The sequence below is a fragment of the Burkholderia aenigmatica genome, from assembly GCF_902499175.1.
GTDB lineage: Bacteria > Pseudomonadota > Gammaproteobacteria > Burkholderiales > Burkholderiaceae > Burkholderia > Burkholderia aenigmatica.
The window spans coordinates 189,189-210,174 of record NZ_CABVQC010000004.1; the positions used below are offsets into that span (position 1 = coordinate 189,189).

Sequence of the window (20,986 nt, forward strand, 5' to 3'; positions counted from 1 at the left end):
TCGGCCTTCGTGGCATCGAGAGTCAATAGATGTCGATCGGGAAATACTTCGCGTTGATTTTCTTGTAGGTACCATCCTTCACGATTTCCGCGATCGCTTGATTGAAGCGATCTGCGAGGGCCTTGTCACCCTTTCTGATACCGATGCCGGCACCTTCGCCAATCACGGCCGGATCGGTCAGTCTGGCGCCCTTGATTTCGCAGCAGCCTTTCGCGTTTTTATCGAGCCAGCCTTGCTCCGCGGTCTGGTCGGCTACGACGATATCGACTCGTCCTGCGGCCAGGTCGAGAAATGCCTCGTCGGCAGTGTTGTAGAGACGGATCTTCGAGTCCGGATATGCCTTCGGTAACCACACCGAATACGGCGTGGCAGCCTGTGCCGCGATCGTTTTGCCCTTCAGATCGGCCGGTCGCTGCCCTTTGATGCCACCGTTTTTCTGCACAAGAAAAGCGCCAGACGTGCTGTAGTAGCGGTTCGAGAACGCGATCACCTTCTTCCGTTCGGGGGTGATCGACATGGACGCGATAATCGCATCGAACTTATGCGAAAGGAGTGCCGGAATCATGCCGTCCCAGTCCTGGGCGACGATGGTGCATTTCGCCTTCATTTGATCGCACAAGGCCTTCGCGATATCGACGTCGAAACCCTTGAGTGAACCGTCGGCGTCTTTGTAATTGAACGGAGGATAGGCGCCTTCGGTTGCGATCCGAATAACGTCGTCGGCCATCGCCGCGCTGGAGGACGCGAGGATCAGGGCCGCTACGGCCGCACGTTTGAGCAGGTGATTGAAGTTCATTTTCGTCTCGACTCAAGTGGATTGGGGGCGTACGGCCGGTGCGTCTTGTGCGCTGTGATACGACGCCAGGAATTCGGCCAGACGCTCGCTGCGAGGATTGACCAACACTTGGTCGGGGTGTCCCTCTTCCTCGATTTTTCCCTGATGGAAGAAGACCACCCGATTGGCGACCCTTCGCGCGAAGCTCATTTCATGTGTGACCACGAGCATCGTTCGACCTTCCGCGGCGAGATTCGTCATCACCCGCAGCACTTCGCCCACGAGTTCGGGATCCAGCGCCGAGGTCGGTTCGTCAAATAGAATCACCTCGGGGTCGGCGGCGAGCGCCCGTGCAATCGCCACGCGCTGCTGCTGCCCACCAGAAAGTTCATTCGGGTAATGATGCGCACGATCGGCCAGCCCTACTTTTCCGAGGAGTGCAGAGGCTTGTTCTGCTGCCTCGGCCTTCGACACCTTTCGAATCCTCATCGGCGCTTCCATCACGTTTTGAAGTGCAGTCATGTGGCTCCAGAGATAGAAGCCCTGGAAGACCATGGAGACTTTGCGGCGAAGCGCGCGGATCTGTTTTTTCTCGTCCGAAGCGCTGGAGCGTCTCGCGGCGCCGGGGTGCGAGATCGATTCACCGCGAACGGAGAGCTCGCCGGCGTCCGGTGACTCCAGGAGATTGAGGCAGCGGAGGAAGGTGCTTTTCCCCGAACCTGATGATCCGATGATGGCAATGACATCGCCTCGTCTTGCCTCCATGGAAATCCCCTTCAACACCTCGTTCGAGCCGAACGACTTCCGAATCTCTATTGCGGATAGGATTGCTGATTGATTGTCAGTGTTATCGACCCTCAGTGGCATATTCAGATTTCCAAAATAAATGAGGTTGCAACGTCCCGTGGGCGTTCGCGATCGAGCCCGGCAACGGCCGAACCACCACGTTGCGAGTGCGGGATGCAATCGCAGGCTGCATCAGACGAGGCGTCATCTTGATCGGTGAAATACTTTCTGTCAACATGAGACAAAATGTATGCGACCCTGGGTTTTCCCGGGCAAGCGACCGAATGTTTCCGTGTGAGGAGGGACAAGATGCAACTGAGGCGAACCGGGAATCGCGAAGTCTGGGCAGAAATCGGCACCGACATGAAGCGGTGGAGGCGCAATCTGCACATGTGGCCGGAGCTTGCCTACGAGGAAACGCGCACCGCTTCGTTGGCCGCGCTGTTGCTGACGGAGTGGGGATTCGATGTGACAACCGGGTTGGCGGAGACGGGTGTCCTCGGCACGCTGCGCGTAGGAAGCGGATCGCGGAGCATCTTGCTGCGCGCCGATATGGATGCACTTCCCATCCAGGAACGCTCGTGCATCGAGCATGCTTCGGAGCGACCGAACATCGCTCATCTATGCGGGCATGACGGGCATACTGCGACGCTTTTGGGCGCAGCCCGCTATCTCGCCGAGCAGCGGAATTTTTCCGGAACGCTGCACGTACTCTTTCAGCCGGCGGAGGAAGCTACCATTAGTGGCGCTGCGACCTTGTTGAGAAATGGGGCCCTGGACCATCTCGACGTCGATGCAGTCTATGGTTTGCACACATGGCCGGCTTTGATGGCAGGTAACGTCGCGGTGCACGACGGGACGGCAATGGCCGCCGCCGACTTCTTCGAAGTCGAAATAGGCGGGAAAGCCGCACACGCGGGCATTCCCGGGTTGGGTTGCGATGCAATCGTCGCCGCATCGCAGGTCGTGTCCGCGTTGCAGACAATCGTGTCCCGAACCGTCAGTCCGAACGACCTCGCTGTTGTAACGGTCGGAACCATTCAGGGCGGCGAGGCCAGCACACAGGTGGCCGATCGCGTGCGAATGACCGGAACGGTGCGAGGGGCCGACGACAGCGTGGTTGGGCGTGTCCGAACGTCGATGGGTCGCATCGTTACCCAGGTATGTGCCGCGCTCGGTGCACGGGGAACAGTCGAGTTCAGGGGCGCGGTGCCTGCCGTGGTCAATGCGTCGCGCTGTGTACAAAACGTCGTCGCCGCGGCCGGACGCGTAGTCGGGCGCGGAGGCGTGCACACGAACATTCCGCCGAGTATGGCCGCCGAGGACTTTGCGTTCCTGCTCGGCAAGTGGCCCGGCTGCTTCTTCTGGCTGGGAGGGGGCACGTCTGCCGACAGTCCGTCGTTGCACGATCCAACCTTCGACTTCAACGACGAAACGCTTGTGATCGGAGCGCGGATCTTTGCGGAGATTGTCGAGCTGGAACTTCCTGCAGGTACCCAACTGTAGCCCTGAATCACCCACATCTCGGATGCATCGAGTGTTCGGCGTGTGCCGGTGTCGACCACGGGTGGGTGGCTACAACAAATCGGTGTGAGGTAGTGAAATATGCAATGTGTATTTTGTAGACAAATAGTCTATATTGTCCGGTCGGATTTCAGGCGTCGACTTTTGACGGTGAAGCAGCTCTTATCGAGCCCTTATTCCACGGATAAACAAGTCAACCTGGTGGTGCCGGCATGATCACGAAAGCGCTATATGCAGCAGACCCTTATCTGACCGAGTGCGAAAGCACGGTCGTCGACGTCACGAACGGCATCGTATTGAGCGAAACGGTGTTCTATCCGCTGGGAGGCGGGCAAGCGGGGGATACCGGCAAGTTGGTCATGCAAACCGGGGAGGAGGTCCTCATTGCCGACACACGGTTTGTCGACGGCGCCGATCATTCGAAGGGGATCGCACACGTTCCTGCAGAAGGGCAAGAGGGTCTGCTCTCTCGGCTGAAGGCGGGCGATGTGGTTCATGCCCATATCGACTGGACGAGGCGTTTGCAACACATGCGGCTCCACACGGCAAGCCACCTGGCGGGTGCCATCCTGAGCATCGAGACGGATGGTTGCAGCGTGACCCGTGAACGTGCCCGCCTTGATTTCGTGACGGCCGAGCCGATCAGTGCCGATCAACTCCAGGAGGCACTTGCGAAGATCGTGGCCGATGAGCGAGACGTCACGTGCGAACTGATCGCGGTGGATGAGCTCGCGCAGCATGCTACGGCTGCGGCTTGGGCCGAACAGGTTCCGGATGGTCAAGATGTCCTTCGTCTCGTGAATATTGCAGGTGTCGACCTGCAACCTTGCGCGGGTACGCACGTCAGGAACACACGCGAGATCGGTAGCGTGCGCGTGAAGAAAGTGGAGAAGAAATCATCGCGCACGCGGCGCGTGACTTTGGAACTTGTCGACTGACGGAGGCGTGTTGCCGACGTTGACCGATGCCGATGGAAACGACGATGGCAGCAGGTCGTTGAAATGCATGCGTCGCAGTGCGAGCGGATTGGGCGGTGGCGGCGGTGACAAGTCGCGCGGTCCGTGCAGGAAATCAGATATGCAGCGGCGCAATCGTGACCGATCGTTCCTGATGGTCGCGGGTGCCACGTCGGACGCCTCTTGCATCAACCCGGGTCCCATGCCGTCCGTCTCGACGCTGGGATAGAATCCAGCCACTGTCGCGAGATTGAGCAAAGCCGAACATGAATCAAGACTTTGGAACGTACGCTACCGTTGCGCAAGCAATCGCCAAGCTTTTTCAGCCCTACGCGGAAGTGATCGTCCACGACCTGAGTACAGGCAAGATTGCGCACATTTTCAATAGCTTCTCGAAGCGTCGCGTCGGCGATGACTCAATGACCGAGATCGACGACCAGATTTCCCTCGATCAGGACGTTATCGGCCCGTACCGGAAGGTGAACTGGGATCGTCGTGAAGTGCGTTCCATCACGGCGGTGTTGCGGGACCCGGCCGGAAAACCGATCGGGTTGCTTTGCATCAATTTCGACGTGTCCGTGTTCGACGGGATGGCGTCTCTTGCGGCGACATTCCTGAAATCCAGTGTCATTATCGATGAGCCCGAAATCCTGTTTCTCCGGGATTGGAAAGAGAAAGCCAACAAGGTTCTGGATGATTTTCTTGAGCAGCGCGGAATATCGGTTTCGGGGCTGAGTCGAGACGAGACAATCGAGATAATTGGTGCCCTCGACGATGCCGGTATCTTCACCGTCCGCAACTCTGCCCCGTACGTCTCGGAATTGCTGGGGCTGTCTCGCGCAACGTTGTACAAGTACCTCAAGGTTGCGAAGGATTCTGGATCGAAGCAGCAGGAGATCCGGGGCAGCCGCGGCAAGGGCGCTCGGGCGCGCAAAAAGTAAAGCGGGGAAGCGCGTTCGAAATTGCGGGCGGCGCAAGATAGCGCGATCGGGTTGACAAGCGTATCGGCCGAACCGCATCTGTCGTGGCCTAATCCTGTTTAGCGACTGATTTTCGGTGAGGTCGTTCGGGTCGTTCGAGATCCAGATTCAGGATTGAAATCGCATTCGAACCTGTCACAGTCTGCTGGACGCAGCTGGATTCCGGTGCGGAAATCGTGGGAATTCCACCGGTTCAATATTGGCCGGGAGAGCCGGGAAAGTCCACGCCGGTAGTTGATCTCCAGGCAGTGAGGCGTGCTTTCCGCGTCGGATGCGGGACGGTCACTACGTTGAGTGGTCGGCCGTGATAGTCAGGATGGGGAAATGACTAGCGTCACGGCCGGTTCACGGTCATGGCGGGTATTCCGCCAAGTCGAATTGTCGTTTCGAGAGAGGCGGCAGAAATTGCGAACCGCCTGGCCTTCATCGAACCGGTACGCGACGCGCGACGACAGCGGCCAGCAGTGGAGCGACAGCGAATGTGGCGAACAACGACACGGCCGCATGCTGCGCACCGGCGAGCCCGCCGGGCGTCGAGAAGCCGGCGAGATTGGCGACGAGCCCCCCGAGTGCGGCGCCGATCGCGGTCGCGTAGAGCTGCACGGTCGTGATGGAGGTCGATGCAAGGTCTTCCTGTCCGGCCGGTGCATGCGTCAGGACCTGCGTGAGCAGGTGCGGCCAACCCAAGCCGATGCCAACGCCTACTGCGGTGAGTGCCGTACACAGGATTGCCACACCGGCCGCTGCGCCAGGCGGGGACGGCTGCGGCACGACGAACGCAAGCGCGGCGAGCGCAAGCATCACGACCAGCGGCCCGCCGCGTACGAGTGCCTGCGCGGCGTGTGAGCTGCGCCCGGAGCTGAAGATCGAGCCGACCGTCCAGCCCGCGGCCATCAGCGCGGTCAGATAGCCGGCAATCAGCGGCGTGTAGCCGTGAATGACTTGCAGGAAATACGGAACGAAGACCTCCGTCGTGATCCCGATCACGAGCAGGCTCATGCATGCGTAAATGGCGCCGAGCGGTGCACGGATGCTGTAGGCACCGATCGGCAGCAGCCGGATCGTCGCGTTGCGCTCGAGGTGTGCGATCAGCGCCGCGATCGCAAGGCCTGCGGCGACGCCCGCGATGTTCGCGGAGCGCACCGTCGACAGGCTGGCCACGGACACGACGAGCACGGAGGCGGCAAGCAGCAGAATCTTGCCGAGCGCGGGCCGGGATGCCGGCTGGCCAGGCGCCTCATGCGCGGGTAGCCTGAAGATCACGATCAGCGCCAGCACGGCGGCGACGGGCAGCAATGCGATGAACGCGAGCCGCCACGTACCCGACTCCGCGAAGATCCCGCCGATTGCCGGTCCGCAGAGTGTCGCGACGCCCCACATGCCGGATACCATTGCCATCGCGCGCGCCCACAGGCGCGTGTCGAACACGACGCGGATCAACGCATAGCTGAGCGCGAACAGGATGCCTCCGCCGAACCCCTGCGCGGCGCGGCCGACGAGCATCCACGGCATGGTCTGCGCGGTCGCGCACGCGAGCGTGCCACCGCAAAACACGACGAGCGCAATGAGGTACGCGACGCGCGGCCCGAAGCGACCCAGTACATTCGCGGACAGCGGTGCACCGACGATCGACGCAGCCATGAAGAGCGTCGTGTTCCATGCGTAGTACTCGAGTCCGCCGATGTCTCGAACGACCGACGGCAGGATGGTCGTCACGATGTAGATGTTGATCGCATGCAGCGCGACACCGCCGGCCAGTGCCAGCGACCGCATGCCGTTCGCACCGGACAGCAGCGCATGCCAGCCGGCGTTGTGCGCCGGCACGTTGACGTCCGGCAGAGCGGCCGATGCAGGTTGCTCGTTCATCGCGTCGTCGATATCCATGTTTTCTCCGATTCATGCGCGCGCGTCAGGCGGCGGCGAGATGCTTGAAAGGGGCATCGGTATCCGTTATAAAACCTCAACCAATGTTGAGGTCAACAGGTGCGGAACATGAAAATCGACGTGCAGGTGCCTTTGTCCGTAGGTGAGGTCGCCCAACGCAGCGGGGTGGCCGTATCGTCAATCCACTTCTACGAAGCCAAGGGCTTGATCCACGGCTGGCGTACCGATGGCAACCAGCGCCGTTACGCGCGCGACGTGCTGCGGCGGGTCGCGATCATCAAGGTCGCGCAGCGCGCGGGCATTCCGCTCGACACGATCAAGGCAGCGCTGGACGAACTGCCATCCCGCAAGGCACCGAGTGCGGCGGACTGGCGGCGGCTGTCTACAGGATGGCGCGACCTGCTGAATGAACGGATACAGCGGCTTACCCGGTTGCGTGACCAGATGGATGGATGCATCGGTTGCGGGTGCCTGTCGATGAAGGATTGCCCGCTGAGAAACCCGGGCGACGCGTTACGCGAGCGAGGGCAGGGTGCGGTGCTGCTCGAGGGTGAGGCGGCCCGCAAGCGCAAGGCGGCGCGATGAGGGCGCGTGAGTGGCCGGGGCCCGCATGTTGCATGCGCTCGCGGGCCGGCCGGATGCGAACGAACGGGGCGCGCCGAGTGAAGTCGCCGGGCTCGCGCCGGATTGGACGCGACGGCTGGGCGAGCGGGCAAGGTGGCTGCGGACGAGATCCAGGGCGGCCAGCCGACCGGCAAGTGCTACGTGCTCACGGTGCGCAACGCGCAACCGCAGCCGTATGAGCGAGCGGGCACGTGTCGGTGGCGCACAGCGCAATCCGACGGCGGCGGCCCCGGATGCAGGTACGCCCCGGGGCCAAACAACGTGACGATCAGAACTTGTGACGCAGGCCGAGCGCGACGATCTCCTGCGATTTCGTGCCGGCGTAGCCGTACGAACCGATCGACGCCTGCGCATCCTGCGTGACCAGTTGTCCGCTCGCGTTCACGACCTGCTGCTGTCCGCTCGCATGCTGGTACGCGCCGATCAGATAGAGGTCGGTGCGCTTCGACAGCGAATAGTCGGCGCCCACCGACACCTGGTGATACTTCGCGTCGACGTTGCCGCTCGCCTTCGTGTACGCATAGCCGATACCGAGCAGCAGCGGCGCCGATGCCTGGTACGTGGCGAATGCGCGGCCGGTGTTGTACTTCTGCGTGTTGGCGAAGCCGGCGAGCGAATCGCCGTCGCGGCGGTACTGCGCATTGCTGTAGCCGAGGCCCAGCGTGACCGGGCCGATCGCGTACTGCCCCGCGACCTGTGCAATACCGATGCTCTTCGCGCTCAGGTAGCCGCTGTTGATCGGGCCGTCGAAGATCGCGTCGGACGAACCGCTCCAGCCCGTGGCGCGTGCGGTGCCGCTCACGTTGTTGGTGTAGAAGTAGCCGCCGGCGATGCCCAGCGGGCCGTTGTTGTACGCGGCCGCGATCGCGTACGTGAGGCCCGAGCCCGTCGAGCCGGCGACGCCGCCGAAGCCGTACATCGCCTCGACCTGCAGGCCGGCCAGCACCGGCGACGTGTACTTGACCGTGTTGTTCACGCGCAGGCTGTTGTCGTTGTTGTCGACGTCGCCCGGCGTCGCGAAGATGCCGCCGAAATAGTTGTCGCCGGTGACGCCCTGAACCAGGTCGACGACCGGGTCGTACTGGCGGCCCAGCGTGACGGTGCCGTACTGGCTGCTCTGCAGGCCGACGAACGCCTGACGGCCGAACATGCGGCCGCCCTGGCCGAGGCGGCCCGTGCCCGAATTGAAGCCGCTTTCGAGCTGGAACACGGTCTTCAGGCCGCCGCCTAGATCCTCGCTGCCCTTCATGCCCCAGCGGCTGCCCGACAGGTTGCCGCTGCCCATTTGCCACAGATTGTTACCCGTGCCGCTGTTGCCGTGAACGTACGTGATCGACGTGTCGATCACGCCGTACAGCGCGACGTTCGACTGTGCGTGCGCCACGCCGGCGACACCCAGCAGCGACAGCGAGAGGGCGGACAGTGCGAACTTCTTCATCGTTGAGTTTCCCATGCGAGAGCGATGCTTGTTTAACTAAGGACTGTTAATAAATTGAAAGGTCGATCCGAGCGCTAGCATCGTGTGTGTCGACCCTTCGTTGTGTCCGTCAGCCGGAGTCACCCGGATTCCCGGCGACGCGTTTTCCGGAGACACGGCAGTGTTGCGGCCCTCGGTGACATGCACATGAAAAACCACAAAACAGCATGAATTGGCTGAAATTGCCACGAGGCATGGCGGGCCCGGGCGATCGGACGCGGACACGCGGCGAGGGCGGGCGCGTGTTGCGAGGCAGGTTGTTCCTACGTGCGTGAAAATCGCATTCGCGCAATACAGGTGTGATATTTCGGCATGTCATCCCTACGCCGACAGCGGATTCGATCGATGCGAACGCGGTACATGCGAATGCGGTGAACTGGCAGGTCGGCGCGGACTGCTGCCAAGTCATATGATGGCAAAATGTGTTAATTCATGCGATTTTGCGGTTTTTCATTCGGATGTCATCTTGCGTCGCGATAGTGCGGGATCGGGCGACCGTCCCGGGAACGGGCGGCGCGAGCCGGCCCGTTCGCTCTGCTGCCGGGGAGCCGTCGATGCGGCGCGGCGAGCGGCAGCCGATGCGCACGGCCCGACGGGCGGCGCGTGTCATCTCGACAAAAGGAACGTGCAATCGTGAACGCCATCGCAGCAGCAGATTCTTACGACGTGATCGTCGTCGGCGCCGGCATCGTCGGTCTCGCACATGCCTTTACGGCGGCCCGCAAGGGGTTGCGCGTCTGCGTGATCGAGCGCGATGCCGCATGCGTGGGCGCGTCGATCCGCAATTTCGGGTTCGTGACCGTCAGCGGGCAGCATGCCGAGCACAGCTGGCGGCGTGCGCGCGCGAGTCGCGAGGTCTGGGCGGACGTGGCGCCGCAAGCCGGCATCGACGTGCTTCACCAGGGCCTCCACCTGATTGCGCGTCGCCCCGAGGCGCTGCACCTGATCGACGCCTTCATGCAGACCGGCATGGCCGACGGCTGCCGGGTCATGACGCCCGGCGAAGCGGCGGCCGTGGCGCCGGAGTTGCGGCTGGACGGCGTGCAAGGCGTGCTGCACAGCCCGCATGAACTGCGCATCGAGCCGCGTACCGCGATCGGTTTGCTGGCGGCGTGGCTGGCGGAACGCTTCGGCGTGCGGTTCCGCTACGGCGAAATGGTGCACGAGGTGTGCACGCCGTCCGTGCGTACGTCGCGCGGTGTGCTGCACGCGGAGCGCGTGATCGTCTGCGGCAATGCGGACAGCCGTCATCTGTACGGCGACTGGTTTGCGCGGCACGAGGTTCGGCTGTGCCAGTTGCAGATGCTGCGCGTGCGGCCGCGCCGCCGGGTGGCGCTGCGCGCCGCGGTGATGAGCGACCTGAGCCTGCTGCGTTACCCGGGTTTCGCGGCGCTGCCCGCGGCCGACGCGTTGCGCACGCGCCTGAAGGCGGAAGAGCCCGTGTGCGTCGGTTACGGCATTCACCTGATCGCGGTGCAGAGCGCCGACGGCAGTCTCGTCGTGGGCGACTCGCACGAATACGGTGCGGCGCCGCTGCCGTTCGCGACGCAGGAGATCGATGCGCAGATCCTGCGCCTGCTGCAAGAGACGCTCGATGTGCCGGAACTGGACGTCGTCGAGCGCTGGACCGGCAGCTATCCGTCGGCCTCCGGTGCCGATTGCGTGATCGAGGCGCCGGACGACGGCACGCGCGTCGTCGTCGTGACGAGCGGCGTCGGAATGAGCACGGGCTTCGGGATCGCGCAGGACGTGTTTGCCGCGTGGTGATGGCGCGAACATGCGGGTCGCGCATTCGACGCATTCGCGGGACTCGCGCGGCCGATGATCGACGGGGCCGCCCGCGGCGTGCTGGTCGAGCGTATCGATAACGCACGTCTCTGACATGCAGGCCGGCCTGCATGCCGGTCACTCTCGGCACGGCATACCGCCGATTGCGGCCGTCCGGCGCGGCGGACCGATCCTGTCGCTCCGCCGGGCGCGGCCCGATTACGACTTCACTTGACCGCCGCCTCCCGGCGCAGCAACAGGCCGCCGGTGAGCGTCGCAATGCAGTGCTCCGCGATCTGCTCGGGCGTGTATTCGCCGCCGGGCTGATACCAGCGCCCGATCCAGCTCAATGCGCCGCCGATCACGAAGGCCGCTATCTTGGGGTCGCATGGCGCCAGCGAACCTTCGTCGATCCCTTCCGCCACGAGCCGGCGGAACTGCTGGTCGATCGATGCCTTGAGTTGCCGCAACGCCGCGCGGCTGTCGGGCGGCAACTCGTCGTCGCCCACGCGGATCAGGCACATACCGAAATCCATCGTGACGATCCGCGCATACACGTTCATCGACGCGGCCAGCTGGTCGACCGCCCTGCCGCCTGCGCTGCGCGATTGCTCGATGCCCTCCAGCACCATCTCCAGGCCCTTGCGGACGCACTGCAACAGGATGTCGTCCTTGTTCTTGACGTAGTAGTAGAGCGTCGGCTTGCTGACGTGCAACTCGGCCGCGATGTCGTCGAGCGAAGTCGCGTGAAACCCCCGCTCGTTGAAGAGCCGGGCGGCAGTCGACAGCACCGCGTTGCGTTTCGCTTCGCGTTGTTGTTCGCGCTCGGTGGCGGGCGTCCAGGGTGACGGGCTGTCGGCGGGGCGTCGGGACTTGGGCGCCGAAGGGGCATTGGACATGAGGCAAACGCGGGAAAGTACGGATGGTGAAGTATCGTTCAAAACCTAGAATCTACCAAATCGTAACTATGTTACTCGGAAGTAGGTTCGTGGAAAAATCCGTGAAACCCCCGTTGGCTGTGACGACCGGGACCCGTTCGGTTCGGGTTCCGGCAGCCGAGCAGGGCTGTCGTGCGGCGGCGCGCGAGCCGGCACATCGTCGAACGCCGGGCATGACAGGGCGCGGCGCGTGGCAGGGGTACCCGCGCAAGCCGGCCGCTGCGATCGGGGCGCTTGCGGCGACCCCTCGCCCGATCGACCGGGCATGCGGTGTGATCCACGGCCTGCCCATCACTTGCGTCTCTTCATGAAATGCCGATGAATCCGACCGACTCACCTTCGCGGGACGTCCCGGGCGCTCCTGAACTGCAAGTGCGGCGCGCCGCTGCAGTCGTCACGCTGACCTTCAACCGACCGCACGCGCTCAACGCGCTGGACGTGCCGATGGCCCGCGCATTGCTCGCCGCCGCGAAGGATCTCGCGGCCGACCCTTCCGTGCGTGCCGTCGTGCTGCGCGGCGCCGGCAAGGGGTTCGTGGCGGGCGGCGATCTGGCGACGCTGCGCGCCGATCCCGTGCAAGGGGCCGTCGATCTGATCACGCCGATTCACGAGGCCGTGGCGATCCTGGCCGGGCTGAACGCGCCCGTGATCGCCCAGGTTCATGGCGTGGCCGCGGGCGCGGGCCTGAGCCTGATGCTGCAGGCCGACTTCGTGCTGGCGGCGGAGGGTACGCGCTTCAACTCGGCCTTCATCAACCTGGGCGTGAGCTGCGATTCGGGCACCTCGTGGGCGTTGCCGCGCCTGGTGGGGCTGCGCCGCGCACTCGAGATCGCAATGCTGGGCGAGACGTTCGGGGCTGCCGATGCCGAGCGGCTCGGGTTGATCAACCGGGTCGTCCCGGCGGAGCGGCTTCAGGAGGAAGTCGACGCACTGGCACAGCGCCTCGCATCCGGCCCGACGCTGGCTTATGGCGCAATCCGGCGCCTGATGCGCGAGTCGTTCGACCGCAGCCTGCCCGCGCAACTCGGTGCCGAAGCCGAGGCGTTCCGCGACTGCGCGGCGACGCAGGATTTCGGTGCCGGGCTGGACGCGTTCCATTCCAGGCAGGCTGCCCGGTTTGCGGGCTGCTGATCCATTCCATTCATCTTCCGGAGATCGATATGACCCTGCGTGACATCTATGTTGTCGGCACCGCGCGCACCGCGATCGGCACCTTTGGCGGCGCGCTCAAGGACGTGCCGAACACGCGGCTTGCGACCACGGTCGTGAAGGCGGCCATCGAGCGCAGCGGCGTCGCGCCCGATGCGGTCGGCCACGTGGTGATGGGCAACGTGATTCCGACCGAGCCGAGCGACGCCTACCTGAGCCGCGTGGCCGCCCTCGACGCGGGTTGCCCGATCGAGACGCCGGCCTTCAACGTGAACCGCCTGTGCGGCTCGGGCCTGCAGGCCATCGTGTCGGCGGCGCAGGCCATCGGCCACGGCGATTGCGATATCGCGATCGGCGGCGGTTCCGAGTCGATGAGCCGCGGCCCGTACTTCGATACCGCGGCGCGCTACGGCACGCGCATGGGCAACGCCGCGCTGATCGACTACATGGTCGGCATCCTGCACGACCCGTGGGAAAAGATGCACATGGGCATCACGGCGGAGAACGTCGCCGCGCGCTACGGCATTTCGCGCGACGCGCAGGATCGCCTCGCCGCGGAGAGCCAGCGGCGTGCCGCGTTGGCGATTGCGCAGGGGCGCTTCGACGAGCAGATCGTGCCGGTCGAGATCGGCACGCGCAAGGGCGTGGTCCGGTTCGATACCGACGAGCACGTGCGGGCCGATACCACGGTGGAGACGCTGGCCGGCATGAAGCCGGTCTTCAGGAAAGACGGCCTCGTGACCGCCGGCAATGCGTCGGGCATCAACGACGGTGCTGGCGCGGTCGTGCTGGCGACGGCGGAGCGCGTCAACGCGCTGGGCCTGCGGCCCCTCGCGCGTCTGGTCGGTTATGCGCACGCAGGCGTGGAGCCCGCGTACATGGGGATAGGGCCGGTTCCGGCCACGCGCAAGGTACTCGAACGCACGGGGCTCAGGATACAGGACCTGGACGTGATCGAAGCCAATGAAGCATTCGCCGCGCAGGCCTGTGCCGTCATTCAGGAGCTGGGCCTGGATCCGGCCAGGGTCAATCCGAACGGATCGGGCATTTCGCTCGGCCACCCGGTGGGCGCCACGGGCGCGATCATCACCACGAAGGCGATCGCCGAACTGCACCGGACGGGCGGCCGCTACGCGCTGGTGACGCTGTGCATCGGCGGCGGGCAGGGCATCGCGGCCATCTTCGAGCGGGCCTGAATCCGTTCGACGGCCGGTTCGATATCGATCACCAGTCAGGAGACGTCATGCATTTGACCATTGGGCTGCATCGCGCGGTACAGCAGAAACCGAATGCCATCGCGACCGTGTTCGGCGAACGGCGCCGGACCTTTGCGGAACTCGGCGAGCGTGTGTCGAGGCTGGCATCGGCGCTGCAGACGCTGGGCCTCGATGCCGGCGGCCGCGTCGCCATGCTCGCGCTGAATTCCGATCGCTATCTGGAGTACTACCTGGCGGTCGTGTGGGCGGGCGGCGTCGTCAATCCGGTCAATATCCGCTGGAGCCCAGCCGAAATCGCGTATTCGCTCGACGATTGCGATACCGCGATCCTGCTGGTGGATGACGCGTTCGCAGCAATGGTGCCCGAGTTGCGCAGCCGGTCGCCGGCGCTGCGCGCGGTCGTTCATGCGGGCGAAGACGCAACGCCCGATGGCATGCTGTCCTACGAGGCGCTGCTGGCCGCCGCGGCGCCGGTGCCCGATGCGATGCGCTCGGGCGAGGACCTGGCCGGCATTCTTTACACCGGGGGCACGACGGGCGTTCCGAAGGGCGTGATGCTGAGCCATCGCAACCTGTTCAGCAACGCGCTCGACATGCTTGCCGAAGGCGCGATCGCGGAGGATGGCGTCGGGCTCCACGCCGCGCCGATGTTCCATGTGGCCGATGTGACGCTCATGATGGCGCTGCTGCTGCGAGGCGGGCGGCATGTGTTCCTCCCCGCGTTCGATCCGGCTGAGGCGCTGTCGGTCATCGAGAAGGAGCGGGTGACCGATACGCTGCTGGTGCCCACCATGATCCAGATGCTGGTCGATCATCCGGCCATGAAGACGCACGACGCCAGCAGCCTCCGACTGGTTCAGTACGGCGCTTCGCCGATCAGCGAGGCGGTGTTGAATCGCGCGTTTGACGCACTGCCCGGCGCGGCATTCATGCAGCTTTACGGCATGACCGAGATGTCGCCGGTGATCGCCGTGCTGCCGCCTGCTTGCCATACCCTGGAGGGTCGCCAGTCGGGCAAGTTGCGCGCCGCGGGACGGTCGACGTTTTTCGCCGAGATCCGCGTCGTCGATGCCGACGGTGTCGAGGTGCCGCGCGGCACGCCCGGTGAAGTCGTCGCACGCGGCGCTGGTGTCATGCAGGGGTACTGGAACAAGCCGGCGGAGACCGCGGCGGCGATTCGCGACGGGTGGATGCACACGGGAGACGGGGGCTATCTCGACGAGGACGGGTTCCTGTTCATCGTGGATCGCCTGAAGGACATGATCGTGACCGGCGGCGAGAATGTCTATTCGGTCGAGGTGGAAAACGCGATCGCGAAACACCCGGCTGTCGCGATGTGCGCCGTCATCGGGATTCCTGATGAAAAGTGGGGCGAGACGGTTCATGCGGCGGTCGTGCTGAAGCCCGGCGTCGACGTAACCGAAGACGACATCAAGTCGCATTGCAAGACGCTCATCGCGGGCTACAAATGCCCGCGCAGCATCGAATTCCGCGACGGGCTGCCGCTGTCCGGTGCGGGCAAGCTGCTGAAGTATGTATTGCGCGAGGCGCACTGGAAAGGCGCCGGTCGGTCGGTGGGCTGACGCTGCATGGTGCCCCCAGCGATCGCCCCGGCCGCTCGGCGGCGCGGCGTGCTTTCATCGCATGAGCCTGCTCTGCTCCCGTACGGATTCGGGCGCTGACGCAGGCGCTCGGGCGCGCTTGCCGGAATCCGCACGACGAGCGTGATGGCTACCCGGCAGGAGAACGTTACTGCCGGGCAGCGCGACGGAACCGTCCTGGTACCGGCCGGCGCCGCGCGGCGTCGAGGCCAGGATCGTGGAGCGGCTCGATGGATTGCGCCGGCTCGAATGTACTGTGCGCAACGCTGTTGCGTTGTCCGGGGGAGGGGCGACCGGCGGATGCCGACCTACTTGTGCCTTCACCTTTGCGCGGCCGGATGGACCATTACCGAGGTACAACGGCCATTCCTGCGGTGCCATGAGGTGCCGCCTTCAATTGCTGGCAGTGCTTTTTGGGGCGTCAGTTTCAACAGGTCGGAGCATAGCCCGCATGGCCTTGGTCGTGAGCAACTTCTTATACGCCGCCGGAGGCATTGCATCGATCATTAGCCGCCCGCTGACGTCGGCCTTGATGTACTCGACAGCCAGCAGTGCGATAACCGGATTGGTGGTGACGGTCGCCTGATCGGGCGTGTAGTCGCCGAACTCTGCCACTACCGCATAGTCCTCGTCGGCCACCACGACAGCAAGACGTCGGCCGGAAAGTCGCAGTCTCGCGCTTGCCCCACATTCGGCCATGTCATACGTATGAGGGCCTTTCAACGTCCTGTTGCCATAGATGGCGACATGTGTGTCGACTCCCCGCGCGCTCGCCGCTTCAAGCAGAGGGCCCAATTCGTCAATCTCGCCGTCCCAGATACCCGCGAACAAACGCTTTTGCGCGTTCGAGATCGTGCGCGCAAATGCCTGGATGATCGATTCCGTGCCGCTCAGCGACCAGACCAGCCCTGGTTCCTGTTGAACCGGCAGGCGATCCAGCGCCGACGCGGCGGCCTCGAGGTCGGCGTTGAAGCGAGAACGGAGTTCGGCCAGCAGTTCCGTATGGGGGACAGCCGCATAGCGCACGGGCTCTGATCGATTGACGAGGACGGCTCCGCGCGTTTCCAGACGGGCCAGCGTCTCATAGACCTTCGAAGGCGGCATCGATGCTCTGCGGCCCACTTCGGCTCCGGTCAATGCGGCTTGACCCACCAGGGCCGTGTACGCCTGCGCCTCGTACTGGGTGAATCCCAGTCGTGTCATCGAGGCGATCAATTCAGTGTCTGCTGTCATACGTGACTCGCTTTTTTGCCGGCAGTTGACTAACTACCTCAGTAGTATACGATCACACTTGGCTACTACCCAAGTAGTTATTCATTGCTTATGTCACCAAAGGACAATCCTTATGCGCGAACTCATCAGCACGGGCTCCCCGTGGGAGACCAAGGTCGGATATTCACGAGCCGTGATCGTCAACGACACGATCTACATTTCAGGTACGGCCGGCAAAGGCTCGGATGTCTACATGCAAACCCGAGATGCCCTTGCCACGGTCGAGAAGGTACTCGTGGACAACGGCTTCCAGTTGTCGGATGTAGTCCAGAGCCGCCTGGTCGTGGCGGACTTTGATCACTGGGAGGATGCCGCGCGCGCGCACGGCGAGGTGTACCGCGACATTCGACCGGCGTTTTCGCTCGTGCATGCGCTGCCGTTCGTCGATGACGCGATCCTCGCGGAGGTCGAGGCCGTGGCCGTCAGGGTTGCCAAGTGAAGGTCGGCGGAGAGAAGAGCGCGCGGCTTTCGGGCCGCGCAGTGGCGGTGCTTTCGATTGCTGCCGGTGGCGCCATCGCGAACGACTATGCGCTGCAACCGGCCCTCTCGATCATCGCCGCCGATTTTGAGGTGCCCGTCGCACCGATGACGGCAGTGGCAGCCGGTGCGATGGTCGGTTATCTGCTCGGCTTGTTGCTACTGGTTCCGCTGGTGGACAAGCTGAGCCCGCGCGCCTTGATCCCAGGGCAGATGTTTGCACTAGCGTGTGCTCTGGTTCTGGCGGCGTCGGCGCCAGGACCCGACGCGCTGATCGCGTGCTTCGTTTTGATCGGCGCCATGACAACGGTTGCCGCGCAGAGCAGTGCCCTCGTAGGCAAGCACGCCGCCCCACAAAACCGGGCGCAGCTCATGGGGACGATCTCTGCCGGCATATCCGCAGGGATACTGCTCAGTCGTTTCGTTGGCGGGGCCTTGGTGCAGTGGTGCGGATGGCGAGGTGCACTGCTGGCATTGGCGGCCTTCGCCACCGTTTCAGCGTTTTGTGTGATCCCGCTTCTGCCCGCGGAACGTCCCCTCGGGCATACCGGATACTGGTCGACGTTGCGCTCCTTGCCATCCTTGATATGGAAATCCCGGCAGTTGCGTTTGCACATCTACGCCGGGGCATTGTGGTTTTTTGCTTTTAATTTGATCTGGGTCGGCCTTGCCGTGCGTCTCGCCACTCCACCGTATAACCTGGACGCTGCGACCATCGGCCTGTACAGCATCGCCGGACTCCTGGGTCTCCTCGTGACGCGTATCGCCGGAAGGCTGGCCGACCGGTTCGGTAGCCGCACCGTGATTGTCTGCGGCCTGATTCTCGCGGCCGCTTCCGCCGGTGCCCTGGCGCCTTCACTGAGCCATCCAGCCGTCACCGCAGCAGCGCTGGCCCTATTCGATGCCGGTTGCTTCGCTGCTCAGGTCGCCAATCAGGCAAGCGTCGTTGCTATCCAGCCAACTCGCGCAGGCGCATTGAACTCGGCTTACCTGACGTTCTACTACGTCGCCGGCGCTATGGGTACGGCCGTGGCGGGTACGATCGCGATCCGTGCTGGCTGGGAGGCACTCGCCCTGCTGGCGGCGATTGCGACGGTGATCGCGGCCATCATTAGTACCCTCGCTACTAGATCCGTACCGGCCAGAAATCGAGGAGATCTTCAACCCGATGCCATCGATACGGAGCAGATTCAAGGATAGGGCATTGAGTGGCGCTACGTGCCAAGCGGTTCGTGAGTGTCTATGAAACTCTGGCCGGTCCAAAGTGCCTACGACGAAACGAAAGAACGAATTCGTCACCGTGAATGGCGCGTCGACAAGACCCTCGCCGAACATCACCGGCGCGTGGTGGAGCTCGCGTCTCCTAACGGAGCCTCGAGCTCCACCACGGAACGAAAAAGGCGCACCAAGAAGTGAAACGATGTCCGTGAATCGCACACGTTACAGGACTTCGCTGACGGCCCCTGGGGCGAGAAATACCCGACCATCGTGCAATCGTGGCAGCGTGCATGGGAGCACGTCGTACCGTTCTACGTGTTCCCGCCAGAGATTCGACGGGTCGTGTACACCACGAACGCCATAGAAAGTTTGAATATGCAGCTGCGCAAGATCATCAAGACGCGAGGCCACTTCCCGGATGATGAGGCCGCGATCAAACTGCTCTGGCTGGCGCTACGCAATGTGCTGGCCAAAACGGTACGCACGGCCTTCGACTGGAAATCAGCGATGAACCAGTTTGCTATCCTGTTCGGCGAGCGGTTTACGCAGGCACGCGGATAACCTGTTGTTCAACCGCCTCGCCCACAAAAATGCGGACAGGTTCCATGTTACGGGCGTGAATGCTCGAAACGCGATCATACCTCGCGAAATCACTCGTCTCCACTTGAGCTCCATAAAGTCCACCATGGCGATCTGAAACAAAGTCGCCCATCGAGAGCGTTACGCCATTGCGAAAGGCAACAGATCCTACCTGGCAGGCCAACGAATTGATGTCGACCTCGCGAAAATTCACCTCGTGCACAAAGGACCGTCCATTTGTGATCGTGTCGCTTGGCAACAGCAAAGAGTCGCCCGATCCCCCGTCGCTTGCGAGTACCGGCATTCAATCGTGAAATTCAAATAATTCTATTCCATGAGCCGTTTTCCGCCCTCTCAGGCTCCACGAATGCCCAAATCGAATGACACTGAGAGCAACGATAGTACATTGCAGAACCAGCCGAGCCTGCGCCTTCGGAATCAAAAAGCGGCGGAGTGATTTCCGTGAGAATCCCGCTTGCAACAGCAGCATCACGGCGTTGTGAATATTGCTGATACTCCATGCGTGACACGAACTGCTTGGGCAAACCGATACCAAGGCAGTGCGTACACGCGGGCAACAACTGAGCGATCGCTCCGTTGCTCTGGGCTTCGCTTCCCCGCCGAAGCTTCAACAACTGACCTCGTGGAATTTGTGCTTCGACGCGCGTTCCTTGGTCATCTAACCATGCGCGTAGCTGTTGCAAATCAACACCTCGATCGCGGTAGCGCCGAAACATATCTTGAATATCTTGATCCATGACGTTCACATTGATTTATCGACCGGGATAATCCAGTCGTCAGACCGCGATTTCGTTGTTCCCATGAACTGATTCTGTCCGCCGGATCCAGCTGCCGGGTAGAACGATGTTTCTGGTTCCCATCCAACCGACAGCTTTCCTCCAAGTGGCCTTGGAACGGTTGCCGAAGAGAGCTCCGACGTCGGGATTTTCAGCAGTACGTCGGGCGGTCCCCAGTGTTGGAAAACCTGACCGCGGTCCATCAGCACGCCTTGATTTGTCCCGACGTAGTCTGTCGACATGTACGTTCCTGCACCCTTATAGAGGGGCGGCCGGGATTCGTGAAATTTTCGCCAAAAACACCTTAACGCGATGATTTAACGGGAAAATTCAGAATCTCTATCAGTTTGGCGTCGTCGGCCTGAGACGGGCTATCCCTTGTGGGCCCCGAACGCCTGATCAAACTGCCGAGCCCGCTGAACCTCGTCGCTATGCAGATAGGTCGACGTTATCGGTCTAGCTTCACTCACGCACTGACAGATGCCTTTCAATCATGATTCTCAGGTACCTGCTGCAGCCGCGATTGGCGAGCGCTTGCCGGCCACGATGTAGTGTTTCAGCCGCTTCCAGGCATCTAGGTAGCGATGCCACGGGATGGCGGCCAACTGCTCGTCGTGAACGACGAGAATTCGCTCGACGGTCGCCAGTTCGTGGTCGAGCAGCAGGCAGCGCTCGCCTTGTTCCGCCCGCGTGACGCACGCATCGAGCGCCGCTTTGGCACGCCGATACAGGTCAAAATCGGCGCCGGCCGACGTCGCTTCCCGCAGATAGAACGCGAGGTACACGACGCGCACCAGGCAACTTACCTGATCGAGGTCGCCGCGGCCGCCGCGCATCGTGGCCAGCGCAAGATGGTTCTCCAGCGACAGCGCACGGATCTTTTCCGTCGACAGCGGCAACAACATTTCTCTCGTCAGGCCAGATCGACCGGTTCGACGCAACAGCCGTTTCCTGCTTTCCATCTT

The 20,986-nt window shown here is 62.9% G+C and carries 20 protein-coding genes and 2 pseudogenes; 12 read left to right on the forward strand and 10 right to left on the reverse strand.

Features of this window, described 5'->3' with window-relative positions; genetic code table 11:
* Positions 1–22: 22 nt before the first annotated feature.
* Positions 23–796, reverse strand: coding sequence for a transporter substrate-binding domain-containing protein (locus BDO18943_RS04880; RefSeq protein ID WP_175021476.1), 774 nt, complete (start codon positions 794–796; stop codon positions 23–25).
* Positions 797–808: 12 nt separating this feature from the next.
* Positions 809–1,642, reverse strand: coding sequence for an ABC transporter ATP-binding protein (locus BDO18943_RS04885; protein WP_210771942.1), 834 nt, complete (start codon positions 1,640–1,642; stop codon positions 809–811).
* 228 nt (positions 1,643–1,870) lie between these two features.
* Here BDO18943_RS04885 and BDO18943_RS04890 point away from each other — a divergent pair, with 228 nt between their 5' ends.
* The 3 genes from BDO18943_RS04890 to BDO18943_RS04900 all read left to right on the forward strand — a co-directional run bounded on the left by BDO18943_RS04890 (position 1,871) and on the right by BDO18943_RS04900 (position 4,982).
* Positions 1,871–3,067 (forward strand): amidohydrolase, encoded by a 1,197-nt coding sequence (locus BDO18943_RS04890; protein ID WP_175021477.1) that lies wholly within the window; start codon positions 1,871–1,873, stop codon positions 3,065–3,067.
* A gap of 230 nt (positions 3,068–3,297) precedes the next feature.
* On the forward strand, positions 3,298–4,023 hold the full coding sequence (locus BDO18943_RS04895; RefSeq protein WP_175021478.1) for an alanyl-tRNA editing protein: 726 nt from the start codon (positions 3,298–3,300) through the stop codon (positions 4,021–4,023).
* 284 nt (positions 4,024–4,307) lie between these two features.
* A complete protein-coding gene (locus BDO18943_RS04900) occupies positions 4,308–4,982 on the forward strand; it encodes a helix-turn-helix transcriptional regulator (RefSeq protein WP_175021479.1) in 675 nt (224 codons plus the stop codon).
* Between the two features lie 462 nt (positions 4,983–5,444).
* Here BDO18943_RS04900 and BDO18943_RS04905 read toward each other — a convergent pair whose 3' ends face one another.
* Positions 5,445–6,794, reverse strand: a complete 1,350-nt coding sequence (locus BDO18943_RS04905) for an MFS transporter (RefSeq protein ID WP_235995833.1) — start codon at positions 6,792–6,794, stop codon at positions 5,445–5,447.
* A 219-nt stretch (positions 6,795–7,013) separates the two neighbouring features.
* Here BDO18943_RS04905 and soxR point away from each other — a divergent pair, with 219 nt between their 5' ends.
* Positions 7,014–7,490, forward strand: a complete 477-nt coding sequence (soxR, locus tag BDO18943_RS04910; RefSeq protein ID WP_175021480.1) for a redox-sensitive transcriptional activator SoxR — start codon at positions 7,014–7,016, stop codon at positions 7,488–7,490.
* A gap of 307 nt (positions 7,491–7,797) precedes the next feature.
* Here the strand turns inward: soxR and BDO18943_RS04915 are convergent, their stop codons facing one another.
* Positions 7,798–8,967, reverse strand: a complete 1,170-nt coding sequence (locus tag BDO18943_RS04915; RefSeq protein ID WP_175021481.1) for a porin — start codon at positions 8,965–8,967, stop codon at positions 7,798–7,800.
* Between the two features lie 669 nt (positions 8,968–9,636).
* On the opposite strand from BDO18943_RS04915, the gene BDO18943_RS04920 reads away from it, so the two are divergent.
* On the forward strand, positions 9,637–10,773 hold the full coding sequence (locus BDO18943_RS04920; protein WP_407649791.1) for a TIGR03364 family FAD-dependent oxidoreductase: 1,137 nt from the start codon (positions 9,637–9,639) through the stop codon (positions 10,771–10,773).
* Between the two features lie 227 nt (positions 10,774–11,000).
* Here BDO18943_RS04920 and BDO18943_RS04925 read toward each other — a convergent pair whose 3' ends face one another.
* Positions 11,001–11,672 carry a TetR/AcrR family transcriptional regulator gene (locus BDO18943_RS04925; protein ID WP_175021520.1) on the reverse strand — a complete coding sequence of 224 codons (672 nt, stop codon included), beginning with the start codon at positions 11,670–11,672 and terminating at the stop codon, positions 11,001–11,003.
* A gap of 357 nt (positions 11,673–12,029) precedes the next feature.
* Between BDO18943_RS04925 and BDO18943_RS04930 the strand changes: the two genes are divergently transcribed.
* Genes BDO18943_RS04930 through BDO18943_RS04940 form a run of 3 tightly spaced genes read left to right on the forward strand, consistent with a single transcriptional unit; the run spans position 12,030 to position 15,660 of the window.
* Positions 12,030–12,842 (forward strand): enoyl-CoA hydratase/isomerase family protein, encoded by an 813-nt coding sequence (locus BDO18943_RS04930; RefSeq protein WP_175021483.1) that lies wholly within the window; start codon positions 12,030–12,032, stop codon positions 12,840–12,842.
* Between the two features lie 29 nt (positions 12,843–12,871).
* Positions 12,872–14,056, forward strand: coding sequence for an acetyl-CoA C-acyltransferase family protein (locus BDO18943_RS04935; RefSeq protein WP_175021484.1), 1,185 nt, complete (start codon positions 12,872–12,874; stop codon positions 14,054–14,056).
* 47 nt (positions 14,057–14,103) lie between these two features.
* Positions 14,104–15,660: a long-chain-fatty-acid--CoA ligase gene (locus BDO18943_RS04940; protein ID WP_175021485.1), complete on the forward strand. Its 1,557-nt coding sequence runs from the start codon at positions 14,104–14,106 to the stop codon at positions 15,658–15,660.
* A gap of 411 nt (positions 15,661–16,071) precedes the next feature.
* Here BDO18943_RS04940 and BDO18943_RS04945 read toward each other — a convergent pair whose 3' ends face one another.
* The gene (locus BDO18943_RS04945; RefSeq protein WP_175021486.1) at positions 16,072–16,911 is read right to left on the reverse strand and encodes a TrmB family transcriptional regulator; all 840 of its coding nucleotides are present in this window, start codon (positions 16,909–16,911) and stop codon (positions 16,072–16,074) included.
* A 112-nt stretch (positions 16,912–17,023) separates the two neighbouring features.
* Between BDO18943_RS04945 and BDO18943_RS04950 the strand changes: the two genes are divergently transcribed.
* From BDO18943_RS04950 to BDO18943_RS04960, 4 genes and pseudogenes are all read left to right on the forward strand, one after another.
* The gene (locus tag BDO18943_RS04950; RefSeq protein WP_175021487.1) at positions 17,024–17,389 is read left to right on the forward strand and encodes a RidA family protein; all 366 of its coding nucleotides are present in this window, start codon (positions 17,024–17,026) and stop codon (positions 17,387–17,389) included.
* Positions 17,386–18,627 carry an MFS transporter gene (locus BDO18943_RS04955; RefSeq protein ID WP_175021488.1) on the forward strand — a complete coding sequence of 414 codons (1,242 nt, stop codon included), beginning with the start codon at positions 17,386–17,388 and terminating at the stop codon, positions 18,625–18,627. The genes BDO18943_RS04950 and BDO18943_RS04955 overlap by 4 nt, the downstream gene beginning before the upstream one ends.
* 57 nt (positions 18,628–18,684) lie before the next feature.
* Positions 18,685–18,843: pseudogene (locus tag BDO18943_RS43130) on the forward strand (IS481 family transposase); the annotation flags it as partial.
* A 24-nt stretch (positions 18,844–18,867) separates the two neighbouring features.
* Positions 18,868–19,206 (forward strand): annotated as a pseudogene (locus tag BDO18943_RS04960) (transposase); the annotation flags it as partial.
* Here the strand turns inward: BDO18943_RS04960 and BDO18943_RS04965 are convergent.
* The 4 genes from BDO18943_RS04965 to BDO18943_RS04980 form a co-directional block, all read right to left on the reverse strand.
* A complete protein-coding gene (locus tag BDO18943_RS04965) occupies positions 19,187–19,528 on the reverse strand; it encodes a hypothetical protein (RefSeq protein ID WP_175021489.1) in 342 nt (113 codons plus the stop codon). The pseudogene BDO18943_RS04960 and the gene BDO18943_RS04965 sit on opposite strands and share 20 nt — an antisense overlap.
* A 13-nt stretch (positions 19,529–19,541) precedes the next feature.
* The gene (locus tag BDO18943_RS04970) at positions 19,542–19,982 is read right to left on the reverse strand and encodes a hypothetical protein (protein WP_235995825.1); all 441 of its coding nucleotides are present in this window, start codon (positions 19,980–19,982) and stop codon (positions 19,542–19,544) included.
* A gap of 5 nt (positions 19,983–19,987) precedes the next feature.
* Entirely contained in the window at positions 19,988–20,263 is a 276-nt protein-coding gene (locus BDO18943_RS04975; RefSeq protein WP_175021490.1) for a hypothetical protein, read from the reverse strand.
* 258 nt (positions 20,264–20,521) lie between these two features.
* Positions 20,522–20,983 (reverse strand): hypothetical protein, encoded by a 462-nt coding sequence (locus BDO18943_RS04980; RefSeq protein WP_235995835.1) that lies wholly within the window; start codon positions 20,981–20,983, stop codon positions 20,522–20,524.
* Between the last annotated feature and the right edge of the window lie 3 nt (positions 20,984–20,986).

What these genes read in the sequence shown, in the direction of transcription:
- BDO18943_RS04880 (WP_175021476.1), bottom strand. Translation starts at nt 796, where the DNA reads ATGAACTTCAATCACCTGCTCAAACGTGCGGCCGTAGCGGCCCTGATC.
- BDO18943_RS04885 (WP_210771942.1), bottom strand. Translation starts at nt 1,642, where the DNA reads ATGCCACTGAGGGTCGATAACACTGACAATCAATCAGCAATCCTATCC.
- BDO18943_RS04890 (WP_175021477.1), top strand. Translation starts at nt 1,871, where the DNA reads ATGCAACTGAGGCGAACCGGGAATCGCGAAGTCTGGGCAGAAATCGGC.
- BDO18943_RS04895 (WP_175021478.1), top strand. Translation starts at nt 3,298, where the DNA reads ATGATCACGAAAGCGCTATATGCAGCAGACCCTTATCTGACCGAGTGC.
- BDO18943_RS04900 (WP_175021479.1), top strand. Translation starts at nt 4,308, where the DNA reads ATGAATCAAGACTTTGGAACGTACGCTACCGTTGCGCAAGCAATCGCC.
- BDO18943_RS04905 (WP_235995833.1), bottom strand. Translation starts at nt 6,794, where the DNA reads ATGCGGTCGCTGGCACTGGCCGGCGGTGTCGCGCTGCATGCGATCAAC.
- soxR (WP_175021480.1), top strand. Translation starts at nt 7,014, where the DNA reads ATGAAAATCGACGTGCAGGTGCCTTTGTCCGTAGGTGAGGTCGCCCAA.
- BDO18943_RS04915 (WP_175021481.1), bottom strand. Translation starts at nt 8,967, where the DNA reads ATGAAGAAGTTCGCACTGTCCGCCCTCTCGCTGTCGCTGCTGGGTGTC.
- BDO18943_RS04925 (WP_175021520.1), bottom strand. Translation starts at nt 11,672, where the DNA reads ATGTCCAATGCCCCTTCGGCGCCCAAGTCCCGACGCCCCGCCGACAGC.
- BDO18943_RS04930 (WP_175021483.1), top strand. Translation starts at nt 12,030, where the DNA reads ATGAATCCGACCGACTCACCTTCGCGGGACGTCCCGGGCGCTCCTGAA.
- BDO18943_RS04935 (WP_175021484.1), top strand. Translation starts at nt 12,872, where the DNA reads ATGACCCTGCGTGACATCTATGTTGTCGGCACCGCGCGCACCGCGATC.
- BDO18943_RS04940 (WP_175021485.1), top strand. Translation starts at nt 14,104, where the DNA reads ATGCATTTGACCATTGGGCTGCATCGCGCGGTACAGCAGAAACCGAAT.
- BDO18943_RS04945 (WP_175021486.1), bottom strand. Translation starts at nt 16,911, where the DNA reads ATGACAGCAGACACTGAATTGATCGCCTCGATGACACGACTGGGATTC.
- BDO18943_RS04950 (WP_175021487.1), top strand. Translation starts at nt 17,024, where the DNA reads ATGCGCGAACTCATCAGCACGGGCTCCCCGTGGGAGACCAAGGTCGGA.
- BDO18943_RS04965 (WP_175021489.1), bottom strand. Translation starts at nt 19,528, where the DNA reads ATGCCGGTACTCGCAAGCGACGGGGGATCGGGCGACTCTTTGCTGTTG.
- BDO18943_RS04970 (WP_235995825.1), bottom strand. Translation starts at nt 19,982, where the DNA reads ATGGATCAAGATATTCAAGATATGTTTCGGCGCTACCGCGATCGAGGT.
- BDO18943_RS04975 (WP_175021490.1), bottom strand. Translation starts at nt 20,263, where the DNA reads ATGTCGACAGACTACGTCGGGACAAATCAAGGCGTGCTGATGGACCGC.
- BDO18943_RS04980 (WP_235995835.1), bottom strand. Translation starts at nt 20,983, where the DNA reads ATGGAAAGCAGGAAACGGCTGTTGCGTCGAACCGGTCGATCTGGCCTG.